This is a genomic window from Bradyrhizobium sp. Ken64 (assembly GCF_055807555.1).
In genome coordinates this window covers 119,493-133,207 of sequence record NZ_JBVVPA010000005.1, presented here as the reverse complement: position 1 = coordinate 133,207, position 13,715 = coordinate 119,493, and the positions used below count along the sequence as shown (strand labels likewise).

Here is a 13,715-nt window from a genome sequence, read left to right as displayed (position 1 = left end):
TGGGCCTTAGACATGCAATTTCGCATATCTCTGCCAATCGCCGTTTAGATGGTGACCTGGGTTCCGACTTCAACCACCCGTCCGGTGGGAATCTGGAAATAGTCGGTCGCGTCGTTGGCGGACCGGCTCAGCGCGATGAACAAATGGTCCTGCCAGAGCGGCATGCCGGACTGCGCCGAAGCCTTCAGCGAGCGCCGCGACACGAAGAACGAGGTCGACATGATGTCGAACTGCCAGCCCTGCTTGCGCGCGATCGCAAGCGCCTTGGGCACGTTCGGCTGCTCCATGTAGCCGAAGCGCAGGCGGACCTTGAAGAACTTGTCGCTGATCTTCTCCATCCGGAAACGCTCCGACAGGTCGACCCGCGGCGTATGCGCGGTCTCGATGGTCAGGACCACGTTGTGCTCATGCAGCACCTTGTTGTGCTTGAGATTGTGCAGCAGCGCGGTCGGCACGAAGGAGGGATCGCTGGTCAGGAAGACCGCGGTGCCCTTGACGATGTGCGGCGGCCGCTTCTCCAGGCTCCGGATCAGATCGTCCAGCGGCACCTCGATACGTCGCGTTTTCTGGATCAGGATCCCGGACCCTCGCCGCCAGGTCCAGATTGTCCCGGCCATGATCACGCCGAACAGCAGCGGCACCCAGGCGCCTTCCAGCAGCTTCAGAAGGTTCGCGCTGAAGAAGCTGATGTCGACCACGACGAAGGGCAGGATCACGGCTGCGGCCGTCGCGGCGCGCCAGTTCCACAATTTCCAGATCACGATGAAGCCCATGATGCCGTCGGCAACCATGGTGGTGGAAACCGCAATGCCGTAGGCCGAAGCCAGATTGCTGGGGGTGTGGAACAACAGCACCAGCAGCATCACACCGATCAGGAGCAGCCGGTTTACACGCGGCAGATAGATCTGGCCGGCATGAGTTTCCGAGGTGAAGCGCACCTCGAAGCGCGGCAGGAGACCGAGCTGCACAGCCTGATAGACCAGAGAATAGGCCCCTGTGATCACCGCCTGGCTCGCGATCACGGTCGCCGCGGTCGCAAGCCCGACCAGCGGCAGCACGAAATGCTCGGGCACCATGCGATAGAAAGAGTGCTCGATCGCGCTGGGATCCGACAGCACCAGCGCGCCCTGCCCGAAATAATTGATCAGGAGCGAGGGCAGCACGAAGAACATCCAGGCCGACTGGATCGGCTTGCGGCCGAAATGGCCCAGATCTGCGTAGAGCGCCTCACCGCCGGTCACCGCGAGGAACACCGCGCCCAGCGTCACCAGGCCGATCGTGCCGTGCGACAGCAGGAATTGCAGCGCGTAATAGGGATTGATCGCTGCCAGCACCGACGGATCGTCGGCGATGTGAATGGCGCCCAACACGGCAAGAACGGTGAACCAGACGACCATCACCGGCCCGAAGGCCGAGGCGACCAGCGCCGTCCCCTTGCTCTGGACCGCGAACAGCAGCGCCAGGATGAGAACGGTCAGGGGAACGACATAGTGCTCGAAGGCGGGCGTTGCGAGCTTCAGACCCTCGACCGCCGACAGCACCGAGATCGCCGGCGTGATCATGGAATCGCCGATGAACATGGAGGCGCCGACGACGCCCAGCGCCATCAGGAACCAGCTCCGCCGCCCGAGCGCGCGCTGGCCGAGCGCCATGAGGGAAAGCGTGCCGCCCTCCCCGTTGTTGTCGGCGCGCAGCAGCAGCAGCACGTATTTGGCGGTGACGACGATCAGCAGCGCCCAGAGGATCAGCGAGAGCACGCCGAGCACCATGACCCGCGAGACCGGCTGACCGTGGGCCGCGCCCCTGACGGCCTCGTGGAATGCGTAGAGCGGCGAGGTGCCGATGTCGCCGAAGACAACGCCGATGCTCCCGAGCGTCAGGCCCCAGAAACCCGAGGTGACCGGCCCGTCCGGAGCTTCGGTCGATGTGATGCTCGCCGTCATATGAAACTGGAACGCTTCTGCCCGAGAATTGATCCGGCGCCTTTTGACGGTTCCGGCGCGCCTGTCAATTGGCACATCACCATAGCAGGCGCCGGGGCGGATGCTGTGACGGCACAGCAACGGTCGCCGCCCACGCGACGACATGCCTCAGGTAAGATGGTGGCACAAGAGCCCTGAGACTTTCCGTCCCCGACTGAAGGGGGATTGGCTCTACATCCTTGTTTTGTCGTACTTTCTTCGCACGAAACGGGGTCCACTCCGCTCGAATGCGCCCTACGGCTTCAGATTCGGCGGCAGCGGCGGATCTTCGCGCATCAGGGTGATGGTCACCCGCCGGTTGGCCGCGAGCGAGGGATCGTCCGGAAACAGCGGCTGGGTGTCCGCCTTGCCGGAGACGGCAAAGACATGGGCGCCCGGCAGGCCCTCGCGTTCGAGAATCTGACGCACGGCATTGGCGCGGTCGGCCGACAGGTCGAAGGCGCCGTAGTCGCTGCGGGTCGGCACGAATCCAGCCGCGGTGTGGCCGGCGATGGAGACGCGCAGCGGCGTCGCCTTGAGCGGGACAGCGAGCTTCTCGATCAGGCGGCGGGTGCGGTCATAGGGCACCTTGGAGCCGTCGGCGAACATCGAGCGGCCGTCCTGGTCCACGATCTCGAGGTTGAGGCCCTGCTTGGTCTCCTCGAACATGATGTGCTTGGACATCTCGGTCAGTTCCGGCATGTCCTGCAACGCCTGGCGCAGCGAGGCCGCCGCCAGCGCAAAATTGCGGTCGACCTTGATCTTCGCGCCCGACGTGCGGTCACGATCCTCCTGGTCCGGCGTCGGCGTGTTGGAGGAGTCCTCGGGCTGAATGTGATCGACGTTCTTCAGCCGTGGACGGGTGGGCAGGCCGTCGGACTCGACGATGCCGGAATAGCGCGCTTCGGTCTGGACACCGAAGGCGTCGCGCATGGAGCCTGCGACGACCTTCAGCTTGTTGGCATCCTGGGTCGAGAACGCGACGAGCATCACGAAGAAGCTCATCATCAGGCCCATCAGGTCGGCGAAGGTCACGAACCAGCCGTGACCGCCTCCGTGTGAATCGCCTCGCTTCTTCTTGGCCATATCTCAAACCCCGACGCGCGGCCTCAGGCCGGCACCGGCTCGCCTTCGGCGTGGCGGTGCTTCTCGGGCAGATAGGCCAGCAGCATTTCCCGGACCAGCGTCGGGCTCTTGGAATCGCGGATCATCAGGATGCCGTCGATGATCAGCGTGCGGTTGGTCTCTTCGTCCAGGAGCTTGCCATGCAGCTTGTCGGCGATCGGGATACAGAACAGGTTGGCGACCAGCGCGCCGTAGAGAGTGGCGAGCAGCGCGGTCGCCATGAACGGGCCGAGCTTTGACGGGTCGGTCATGTTTGCGAACATCTGCACCATGCCGATCAGCGTGCCGACCATGCCGAAGGCGGGCGCGCAGTCGCCGATGGCGCGGTAGATCTTGCTGCCTTCGTCCAGATGCATCAGGAAATTGTCGCGGTCGCGCTCGAGATTGTCGCGAATGAAATCGAGGTCGTAGCCGTCGGCGACGTAGCGGATGCCTTTGGCGAGGAACGGCTCGTCGGTCTCGACCTTCTCCAAACCCACCGGGCCCTGCTTGCGGGCGATCTCGGCGATACGGGCGAGCTCGTCGACCAGATCATGCGCCGACAGACGGCTCATCGTGAAGGCAAACTTGGCGCCGAGCGGCAGGCCGTGGATCAGCGTCGAGAGCGGAAAGCGGATCATGGTCGCAGCGGTCGAGCCGCCGAAGATGATGATCATCGCATGCTCGGAAATGAACATGTGGAGATCGCCGCCCAGCAGCATCATCGTCGCGATGACGACAATGCCCGCCACGAGCCCGATGCTCGTCATGATATCCATGGGAGACTCCAACGCGAACGCAACAACGGCCGTCCTGGCCGATGGCGCGGCCCAACCCCGAACCGCATCGGAACCCTAGTGAGCCGCGATTAAAGACGCGTAAAGGTTAAGTTGAGCCGGCGCGCCTGGCGGCCGCAGCGCGCTGAAAGGCGCCGGCTTTTGCCGAGTGCCGACAGGCATTTCAATCTTTTGCTAACCATACGGCATCGCGCGCACCCCATCACTCAAGGCCGTGCGCGCGCGAAACCGTCGGCTGCGCTGCCGCGATGTTTGGCGAGCCGGACCGAACTGCCCTGTTCCTGATGGGACAGGGCAACCCGTGAGCGGCGTCGCAGCCGTAGATCGTTCCAGTCCCGCCGTTAGTGAATCTCCGCCGAGCGCTTCAGTGCGGCCTTCAACTTCTCCAGCGAGAAGTCGGGGCTGCGGGCGATCTCGAGGATCGGCGTCTCGCGGCGGCCGCAGAGCTCGGCGGCGTCGGGCAGCTTTGCGGCGATATCCTGCGGAATCACGATGGCGCCGTGCTGGTCGGCGTGGATCAAATCGTCCGACTTCACGGTCATGCCGGCAACACGCACCTCACCGCCAAAGCTCTCGGCATGCACCCATGCATGCGACGGGCCGATCGAGCCGGCCAGCGCCTGGAAACCCGGTGCCCATTGCGGGATGTCGCGGATCGAACCGTCGGTGATGACGCCGAGGCAGCCGAGCGCCTTGTGCACGTTGCTCTGCACCTCGCCCCAGAACGCTCCGTAGCCGACGTCGGGACCGTCGATGTCCTGGATCACCGAGATGCGCGGACCGTGGCCGGTCCCGACATATTCGTAATATTCGATGCGACGCTTGGACTGCTCTTCCGGCGGCAGCGAATTTTTCAGCACCGAGCGGATCGCGACCGTGCGGGCGTAGCCGACGATCGGGGGCAGATCGGGAAATGGGCAGACCAGCGGCTTGGTGGTGTAGCCGATCAGCCGGCGCTCGGGCGCCACGATCTCCATGGCATTGCAGATCGTCGGGGTGTCGTAGCGGCCCAGCGCTTCGAGGACGGAAGCGGGCAGCGGCCCGGTCGCGTTATTCGTCACGGCGTTCTCTCCCAGATTGGCGGCCGCTGTTGGCGCGGTGCCGCCTGCACCGGGCGATATAGCCGAGATCGGGCCTCAACCCAACTCAGGGCGCCTCATGGCAGATATCCAAGTCTTGCTGCTTAAGTGGCTTGGGCTCAGTGCCTCGCTGCTTGGTGCCTTGCCGTTCAGTGCAGCCGGTCGGGCCGGTCATCGTCCCGCGGCGGCTCCGACAGGTTTGTCAGCGTCGGTGCCGACGGCGGCGACGAGACCTCGCCTCCCGCCGGCGCGGTGGTTTCCAACGCGCGCGCCTGGTCGCGATAGGATTTGTAGCCGAGCGGCAAAGCGAGCAGATACAGCACCGTGCCGATCGACAGCACGTGCCAGGGATAGGCGATCAGGATCGCGATGAAGACGATCACCGCAACGAACGCAGGCAGCACCAGTTCGGGCGGCACGCGCATGCGCTTGGTCTTGCCGGAGAACACCGGCAGGCGCGACACCATCAGGAAGGCGATCAGCAGCGTATACGCAGCCGTCACCGCCGCAGGCAGCCGGCCGAGCTCGAGAAACGCGACATAGATCGGCAGCAGCACCGTGATCGCGCCGGCCGGCGCCGGCACGCCGGTGAAGAAATTGGCGGCGAAGGCCGGCTTGTTGGGATCGTCCATGGTGGCATTGAAGCGCGCCAGGCGAAGGCCACCGGAGATCGCGAATACCATGGCGGCAATCCATCCGGCATTGCCGAGCTCGTGCAGCTGCCAGAAATACAGCATCAGGCCGGGCGCCACGCCGAAATTGACGAAGTCGGCGAGGCTGTCGAGCTCGGCGCCGAACTTCGACTGCCCCTTGATCATGCGCGCGATACGGCCGTCGATGCCGTCGAGTGCCGCCGCGAACACGATGGCGTAGACCGCGAGCGACATCCGCCCCTCGATCGAGAGCCGGATCGAGGTCAGGCCGGCGCAAATCGCCAGCAGAGTGATGACGTTGGGCACCAGCATCCGCACCGGGATGGGGCGGAACCGCCGGCGGCGCACGTCTGGATCTCTAGAGTCGTAGGGCGTCATGGCTCGTCCTCACCTTGGGGCGAGATATAGCAAGCCGCGTTCCCCTCCGCCATTGCGGCGGAAGGCCCCTCGGGCCGACTTATTGGTTAATTGGAGCAGTAAGCGCGACTCGGGTCGTCTCCGGCGAGATCGGCCAGAATCGTCTCACCGGCGATCGCGGTCTGCCCTTCCGAGACCAGCGCCTTGGTGCCCAGCGGCAGATAAACGTCGAGCCGCGAGCCGAAGCGGATCAGGCCGAAGCGCTCGCCGGCGCCGATCGCCTGCCCCTCCTTGACGAAGCAGACGATGCGCTTGGCGACGAGCCCGGCGATCTGGATCACGCCGATCCGCGCCGTCGGCGTCGTGATCACCAGCGAGTTGCGCTCATTGTCCTCGCTCGCCTTGTCCAGCTCGGCATTGATGAACAGGCCGGGGCGGTAGGCGATACGGTCCACCCTGCCCGCGATCGGGCTGCGGTTCACATGGCAGTTGAACACACTCATGAACACCGAGATGCGCGGCAGCGGCCGGTCGCCGAGCCCGAGTTCGGCCGGCGGCAGCGCCATGGTGATCATCGAGACGCGGCCGTCGGCCGGCGACACCACGAGCCCCTCGCGCACCGGGGTCACGCGCACGGGGTCGCGGAAGAACAGCGCGCACCACACGGTCAGGATGGTGCCGATCCAACCCAACGGCGACCAAAGCCAGAACAGGACCAGGCTTGCCAGCGCAAAGCCGCCGATGAAGGGATAACCCTCCTTGTGGATCGGCGGGATCTGACGCTGGATCGAATCGAGAATGGACATCGCTATCTGCCGCTCAGGGTTGATGGCGCAGGTCGTCCCGCGCGGTGGTGTTGTTTAGGCCAGAGTTGGGACCGGAGACAAGGTCACTCCGCCGCCGCAGGCGCCGTGAGGACATCCGCAACCGGCGGTGGCTCCCGATTGGGCGCCTCGCCGGAATCGGCCATCCTGGCCAGTTTCTCGCGCGCCGCCTCGGCCTCGCGCTGCCTGTTCCACATGCTGGCGTAAAGTCCCCCCTCCGCGAGCAGTTTTGCGTGGGTGCCGCGCTCGGCGATGCGGCCCTGGTCCAGCACGATGATCTCGTCGGCGCCGACGATGGTCGAGAGCCGATGGGCGATCACCAGCGAAGTGCGGTTCTTCGCCACGCGCTCGAGCGCGCCCTGGATCTCGTGCTCGGTGTGGGTGTCCAGCGCGGAAGTCGCCTCGTCCAGCACCAGGATCGGCGGCGCCTTCAACACGGTGCGCGCGATCGCGACTCGTTGTTTTTCGCCACCGGACAGTTTCAGGCCACGCTCGCCGACCTGGGTCTCGTAGCCTTTCGGCGCCATGCGGATGAAACGATCGATCTGCGCCAGCTGTGCCGCCTGCTCGACCTCGGCATCGCTGGCGTCCCAGCGACCATAGCGGATGTTGTAGCGGATGGTGTCGTTGAACAGCACGGTGTCCTGAGGCACCATGCCGATGGACGCGCGCAAGCTCGCCTGCGTGACTTCGCGAATGTCCTGGCCGTCGATCAGGATCTTGCCGCCGGAGATGTCATAGAGGCGAAACAAAAGGCGTGAGATGGTCGACTTGCCCGCACCTGACGGGCCGACGATCGCGACCGTCTTGCCGGCCGGCACCTCGAAGCTGATGCCCTTGAGGATCGGGCGGGACGGCTCATAGGCAAAGCGCACGTCCTCGAAACGCACATTGCCCGCGGAGACCACCAGCGGCTTCGCGCCCGGCGCGTCCTTGATCTCGGCCTCGCGCCCCAGCACGTTGAACATCTTCTCGATGTCGATGATCGCCTGCTTGATCTCGCGATAGACCATGCCCATGAAGTTCAAGGGCTGGTAGAGCTGGATCATCATGGCGTTGACCAGCACGAAATCGCCGACCGTATTGGTGCCGTTGCGCACGCCGATCGCGCACATCAGCATGGTCGCGGTCAGCCCCAGCGTGAAAATCACGGCCTGCCCGGTGTTGAGCACGGCAAGCGAAGTGTAAGCCTGGACGCTCGACTCCTCGTAACGCGCGACCGATCGGTCGTAGCGCTGCGACTCGCGGGTCTCGGCGCTGAAATATTTGACGGTCTCGTAGTTGAGCAGCGAGTCGATCGCCTTGGTGTTCGCCTCGGTGTCGGCATCGTTCATCTTGCGGCGGATGCCGATCCGCCACTCGGTCGCGATGTAGGTGTAGTACATGTAGACCGCGACAGTGACGAGGGTCGCGAGCACGTAGCGCCAATCGAACTGCCACAGCAGCACCGCCATCAGCAGCGAGACCTCGACGATGGTCGGGATCAGCTGCAGGATCACCATGCGCACGATGACCTCGATGCCCTCGCGGCCGCGCTCGAGCACGCGCGTCAGGCCGCCGGTCTTGCGCTCCAGGTGGAAACGCAGCGACAGCTCGTGCATGTGGATGAAGGTGATGGTGGCGAGCTTGCGCACCGCATGCATGGCAACGCGCGCGAAAATGCCGTCGCGCCATTGCGTCAGCACTGCCATCACGATGCGCATCACGCCGTAGCTGGCGGTCAGCAGCAGCGGCGAGGCGATCACCCAGAGGTGCCAATTGTCGGCCTGGACCGGCGCGGTGTTGGCGCCGGTCAGCGCGTCGGTCGCCCATTTGAAGCTGAAAGGAACCGTCAGCGTGATCAGCTTGGCGGCGAGCAGCAGCACCATCGACCAGACCACGCGCATCTTCAGGTCGAAACGGTCGCCCGGCCAGATATAGGGCCACAGATGCGCCAGCGTGCCCATCAGCGTGGCCCGCTCCAGCGGCCCCCCGGCGGGATCAGGAACGTTGGGGCCGGCGGGCGATTGAACTTGGTCCATCAAGAAGCCTGAAAAGCCCGTCGGATGCGGGCTGTGTTGCCATTAAGGATTTTCGTTTGTCATATAGAGCCTTACCGATGCCCATGCACCCCGCCAGATGGCGAATCTTCGATTGTTCGCCGCCGTTTACCGGTAGATTTCCGGAAGTCCCGAATCACCGATTGGGCTTGACGCCTCTTCGCTGCAATGCATCATGGCACCAATGAGCACGATCAAAACCGTCTGTGTCTATTGCGGCTCCGGCCCAGGAACCAATCCCCGTTTCACCGAAGGCGCCAAGGCGTTCGGCAAGGCGCTCGCCGAGAACAACATCCGCCTCGTCTATGGCGGCGGCTCGCTCGGCCTGATGGGTTCGGTCGCGACCTCCGTGCTCGATCACGGCGGCACCGTCACCGGCATCATTCCCGAATTCCTCCGGAAGCGCGAGAACGCGCTGACCCGCGTGCAGGAGATGATCGTCACTCCAGACATGCACGAGCGCAAGCGGCTGATGTTCGAGCGCTCCGACGCCTTCGTGGCGCTGCCGGGTGGCGTCGGCACGCTGGAGGAACTGGTGGAGCAGCTGACCTGGAAACAGCTCGGCCGTCACGCCAAGCCGGTGCTGCTCGCCAATATCGACAATTTCTGGGAGCCGCTGTTCTCGCTGCTGTCGCACATGCGCCAGACCGAGTTCATCCGCGCCGGCCTCTCGGTCGACATCCTCAAGGCCGATCGCATCGAGGAGATCTTGCCGAAGCTGAAGGCCGCCGTGGCACAGCTCGCTGACGCAGAAAAGCAGCTTGCCCCGGAAGTCGCGCGCAAGCTTTAGTCCGCAGGAAACGTCACCGCCTCGATCCGGTTGCCATCGGGGTCGACGACGAAGGCTGCGTAATAACGCACACGATCGTGCGGGCGGATACCCGGCGCGCCGTCGGACGCGCCGGCGGCGGACAGCGCTGCAGCGTGAAATGCATCGACCTCGGCGGTCGTCCTGGCCCGGAGGCAGATATGCACGCCGCTCTCCGGCGTGACGTGCGGCATGCCCTCGCGCAGATTGATCCAGAATTCGGGATAGGCCTTGCCAAAGCCGATCGTCCGCGGTCGCGTGACGACGCGCGTGAGCCCGAGCGCCCCGAGCGTTGTTTCGTAGAATTTTGCTGAGCGTTCGAGATCGCTGACGCCGACGGAGATGTGGTCGATCATGGGTCGCGCTTCCCCTCTCTCCTCGTCATTGCGTTCCTGGCGCCATGTCCCCTACGCCGGCGCACCCGACTTCACCAGCTTGTAGATCACCGAATCCATCAGGGCCTGGAACGAGGCGTCGATGATGTTGGGAGAGACGCCGACCGTGGTCCAGCTGTCGCCGTTCTCGTCTTCGCTCTCGATCAGGACGCGCGTGACCGCGCCGGTGCCGCCGTTGAGGATACGGACGCGATAGTCGATCAGCGTCAGGCCTTCGATATATTTCTGGTACTTGCCGAGATCCTTGCGCAGCGCGACGTCGAGCGCGTTGACGGGACCGTTGCCTTCGGCCGCCGAGATCAGATGCTCGCCGGCAACGTCGACCTTGACCACCGCCAGCGCCACGGTGACGCGCTCGCCATGCGAATTGTAGCGCTGCTCGACATTGACGTCGAACTGTTCGACCTCGAAATAATGCGGCACCTTGCCGAGCGTGCGCCGCGCCAGCAGCTCGAACGAGGCGTTGGCGGATTCATAGGCATAGCCTTGCGCCTCGCGCTCCTTCAATTCCTCGACCAGCCGCGACAGCTTCGGATCGCTCTTCTCATAAGCGATGCCGGCGCGGTCGAGCTCGGCAATGACATTGGAGCGGCCGGCCTGATCGGACACCAGCACCTTGCGGTGATTGCCGACCAGCTCCGGCAAGACATGCTCGTAGGTCTGCGGATCCTTCAGCACGGCGGAGGCATGGATGCCGGTCTTGGTGACGAAGGCGCTCTCGCCGACATAGGCTGCATGCCGGTTCGGCACGCGATTGAGCATGTCGTCGAGCGTGCGCGACACCTTGACCATAGTTGCGAGCTTCTCCGCCGTGACGCCGATCTCGAAAGCGTCGGCAAACTCGGCCTTCAGCTTCAAGGTCGGGATCAGCGAGCAGAGATTGGCGTTGCCGCAGCGCTCGCCGAGGCCGTTCAGCGTGCCCTGGATCTGCCGCGCCCCCGCGCGCACCGCGGCGAGCGAATTCGCCACCGCCTGCTCGGTGTCGTTATGGGCGTGGATGCCGAGATGATCGCCGGGGATGCGCTTCGCCACTTCGGTAACGATGGCCTCGATCTCATTCGGCATGGTGCCGCCGTTGGTGTCGCACAGCACCACCCAGCGCGCGCCGGCTTCATAGGCGGCTTTCGCGCAGGCGAGCGCAAAACCGGAATCCTCGTTGTAACCGTCGAAGAAATGCTCGCAGTCGAGCATCACCTCGCGGCCGGCGGCCTTGGCCGCCGCGACGCTGTCGCGGATCGAGGCGAGGTTCTCCTCCTTCGTCGTCTCCAAGGCAACGCGCACCTGATAGGCCGACGACTTCGCCACGAAGCAGATGGCGTCGGCCTTGGCTTCCAGGAGCCCGGCCACGCCGGGATCGTTGGAGACCGAGCGCCCCGCCCGACGTGTCATGCCGAACGCAGTGAAGCGCGCATGCGAAAACTTCGGCTTGGTGCCAAAGAACTCGGTGTCGGTCGGATTGGCGCCGGGATAGCCGCCCTCGACATAGTCGATGCCGAGTTCATCGAGCATCTGAGCGATGATTTGCTTGTCGGTCAGCGTGAAATCGACGCCATTGGTCTGCGCACCGTCACGCAGCGTGGTGTCGAACAGATAGAGACGCTCCTTGCTCATTGCAGCGCTCCCGTCGCGGGTCCGCTGCCCAGCGTCTTCTGCATTGTGGTGTTGGCCAGCCACTCGTCGTTGACGGTGATGCTGTTGCGCTGCATGGCGACATAGCCGCGCTTGGCGAAAAAGCCCTGCGCGTTGTCGCTGGCGTCGACCGTCAGCTTGTCGGCGCCGCGGCCGCCCGCAAGCTTTTCCAGCGCATCGACGAGCATCGTCGCGAGGCCCTGCCCGGCCACGGCCGGATGCACATAGAGCATGCGGATGTGATCCTTGCCGCGCAGCGACGCAAAGCCCACCGGTGATCCCTCCAGCGTTGCGATCAGCGTCAGGTCGGAGGCGAGCCCCTTCCCGAATTCTTCGTCCTCGGCCGCGGCCATCCAGGCCTGCTGCTGCGCTTCGCTATAGTCCTCGCCGGTCAGCTCTTCGATGCTGGCCGTGAAGATCGCGGCGAGAACCGGCACGTCCTCCGGCAGGAAGGGCCGCAAGCCGGGCTTTGGGAGCGCTTGTGCCATCGTCTTCACCACATCCCATAGAGTTTCAGCGCCAGCGCCACGGCGGCGCCGAGCAGCAGGATTTTCAGCGCGATGTAATAGAACCAGTGCCGCGGAAAAGGCGTGTCGGGCCGCTTCATCGTGCGACCTCCCACGTGGTCCCTTCCTTGGAGTCCTTGATCGCAATGCCCATCGCGGCAAGCAGATCGCGGATACGGTCGGACTCGGCAAAGTCCTTGCGCGCACGCGCCGCCGTCCGCTCCGAGATCAGGCGCTCCACTTCCTTGGCATCGACGCCGCTCGCCTGCTGCTTGCGTCCTTCCCACTGCGCGGCACTCTCGGAGAGAAAGCCGAGCAGACGCAACGAACCCGCGAGAGCACCAACGTCGCTGCCGCGCAAGCCATGCAGCGCCGCGATGGCCAGCGGCGTGTTGAGGTCGTCGAGCAGCGGCTCGATCACTGACGGGGCGGGCTTGCCGGGTACGACCTCAGCCGCAACCCGATACCAGTCGTCGAGCGTCCTGGCGCTCTCCTCCAGCGACTTCATCGTCCAGTCGATCGGCGAGCGGTAATGCGTCTTGAGCATATTCAGGCGCAGCACTTCGCCCGGCCAGTCCGCGAGCAGCTCGTGAATCGTGACGAAGTTGCCGAGCGATTTCGACATCTTCTCACTCTCGACCTGCAGGAAGCCGTTATGCATCCAGTAGTTCGCCATGCGCTCCCGATGGAAGGCGCAGCATGTTTGTGCAACCTCGTTCTCGTGATGCGGAAACACGAGATCGATGCCGCCGCCATGGATGTCGAAGTGCTCGCCGAGATGCTTCCAGGCCATGGCCGAGCACTCGACGTGCCAGCCCGGGCGACCCTGCGCGGCGACGCCGGCCGGTGACGGCCATGACGGCTCGCCGGGCTTGGACGGCTTCCACAGCACGAAGTCGGTGTTGCCCTTCTTGTAGGGCGCGACATCGACGCGGGCGCCGGCGACCATCTCGTCCAGCGAGCGATTGGACAGCGCGCCATAGCGCGGCAGCCCGGCATCGGCCGCGTTCATCGCCTGCGGCGAGAACAGCACGTGATCCTCCGCAACGTAGGCGAAGCCGCCGGCGACCAACCGCTCGATGATCTCGCGCATCTCGCCGATATGCTCAGTGGCGCGCGGCTCGACGTTCGGCCGCAGCGCGCCGAGTGCGTCGACGTCGGCGTGAAACTGCTTGCCGGTCTGCTCCGTGACTTTCCGGATCGCCTCGTTTAGCGGCAGGCCGGGGAAATCACGCGCGGCGCGGTCGTTGATCTTGTCGTCGACGTCGGTGATGTTGCGGACATACTTGACGTGCGCCTCACCGTAGAGATGGCGCAGCAGCCGGAATAGCACGTCGAACACGATCACCGGCCGGGCATTGCCGATATGGGCGAAGTCATAGACCGTCGGTCCGCAGACATACATGCGGACGTCCTTGGCATCGAGCGGCACGAAGGTGCGCTTTTCCCGGCTCAGCGTATCGTAGAGGCGCAATTCCATAAGGATACCCGTCGGCTGTTGGCCGGGCGTCCAGTGCTCTCAATGGTTTTGAGAAAAGACGGCTCCAGCCAGCGAATCGCTAG

Annotated in this window: 12 protein-coding genes; 1 reads left to right on the top strand and 11 read right to left on the bottom strand. The window is 64.5% G+C overall.

Going from position 1 to position 13,715, the window contains the following annotated elements; genetic code table 11:
• Positions 1-44 precede the first annotated feature (44 nt).
• The 7 genes from AC0L2F_RS10940 to AC0L2F_RS10910 form a co-directional block, all read right to left on the bottom strand.
• Positions 45-1,943 carry a potassium transporter Kup gene (locus tag AC0L2F_RS10940; protein ID WP_007608836.1) on the bottom strand — a complete coding sequence of 633 codons (1,899 nt, stop codon included), beginning with the start codon at positions 1,941-1,943 and terminating at the stop codon, positions 45-47.
• Positions 1,944-2,216: 273 nt separating this feature from the next.
• Positions 2,217-3,047: an OmpA/MotB family protein gene (locus AC0L2F_RS10935; protein ID WP_007608835.1), complete on the bottom strand. Its 831-nt coding sequence runs from the start codon at positions 3,045-3,047 to the stop codon at positions 2,217-2,219.
• A 23-nt stretch (positions 3,048-3,070) separates the two neighbouring features.
• The gene (locus AC0L2F_RS10930) at positions 3,071-3,844 is read right to left on the bottom strand and encodes a motility protein A (RefSeq protein WP_007592499.1); all 774 of its coding nucleotides are present in this window, start codon (positions 3,842-3,844) and stop codon (positions 3,071-3,073) included.
• A 359-nt stretch (positions 3,845-4,203) separates the two neighbouring features.
• A complete protein-coding gene (locus AC0L2F_RS10925) occupies positions 4,204-4,923 on the bottom strand; it encodes an RraA family protein (protein WP_473248371.1) in 720 nt (239 codons plus the stop codon).
• A gap of 167 nt (positions 4,924-5,090) precedes the next feature.
• Positions 5,091-5,972, bottom strand: a complete 882-nt coding sequence (locus AC0L2F_RS10920; protein WP_007608833.1) for a CDP-alcohol phosphatidyltransferase family protein — start codon at positions 5,970-5,972, stop codon at positions 5,091-5,093.
• 86 nt (positions 5,973-6,058) lie between these two features.
• Positions 6,059-6,763 carry a phosphatidylserine decarboxylase gene (locus tag AC0L2F_RS10915; RefSeq protein WP_473248522.1) on the bottom strand — a complete coding sequence of 235 codons (705 nt, stop codon included), beginning with the start codon at positions 6,761-6,763 and terminating at the stop codon, positions 6,059-6,061.
• A gap of 77 nt (positions 6,764-6,840) precedes the next feature.
• Complete coding sequence (locus AC0L2F_RS10910) at positions 6,841-8,796, bottom strand: ABCB family ABC transporter ATP-binding protein/permease (protein WP_007608830.1); 1,956 nt, start codon at positions 8,794-8,796, stop codon at positions 6,841-6,843.
• Between the two features lie 202 nt (positions 8,797-8,998).
• Between AC0L2F_RS10910 and AC0L2F_RS10905 the strand changes: the two genes are divergently transcribed.
• Positions 8,999-9,604, top strand: coding sequence for an LOG family protein (locus tag AC0L2F_RS10905; protein ID WP_007608828.1), 606 nt, complete (start codon positions 8,999-9,001; stop codon positions 9,602-9,604).
• On the opposite strand, the gene AC0L2F_RS10900 is transcribed toward AC0L2F_RS10905, so the two are convergent.
• From AC0L2F_RS10900 to cysS, 4 genes are all read right to left on the bottom strand, one after another.
• Positions 9,601-9,978 (bottom strand): VOC family protein, encoded by a 378-nt coding sequence (locus AC0L2F_RS10900; protein WP_007608827.1) that lies wholly within the window; start codon positions 9,976-9,978, stop codon positions 9,601-9,603. The genes AC0L2F_RS10905 and AC0L2F_RS10900 overlap by 4 nt on opposite strands.
• A 51-nt stretch (positions 9,979-10,029) precedes the next feature.
• The gene (gene cimA / locus AC0L2F_RS10895; RefSeq protein ID WP_473248370.1) at positions 10,030-11,628 is read right to left on the bottom strand and encodes a citramalate synthase; all 1,599 of its coding nucleotides are present in this window, start codon (positions 11,626-11,628) and stop codon (positions 10,030-10,032) included.
• The gene (locus AC0L2F_RS10890; RefSeq protein WP_473248369.1) at positions 11,625-12,134 is read right to left on the bottom strand and encodes a GNAT family N-acetyltransferase; all 510 of its coding nucleotides are present in this window, start codon (positions 12,132-12,134) and stop codon (positions 11,625-11,627) included. Before AC0L2F_RS10890 ends, cimA begins: the two co-directional genes overlap by 4 nt.
• A 115-nt stretch (positions 12,135-12,249) precedes the next feature.
• Positions 12,250-13,632: a cysteine--tRNA ligase gene (gene cysS, locus AC0L2F_RS10885; protein ID WP_473248368.1), complete on the bottom strand. Its 1,383-nt coding sequence runs from the start codon at positions 13,630-13,632 to the stop codon at positions 12,250-12,252.
• Between the last annotated feature and the right edge of the window lie 83 nt (positions 13,633-13,715).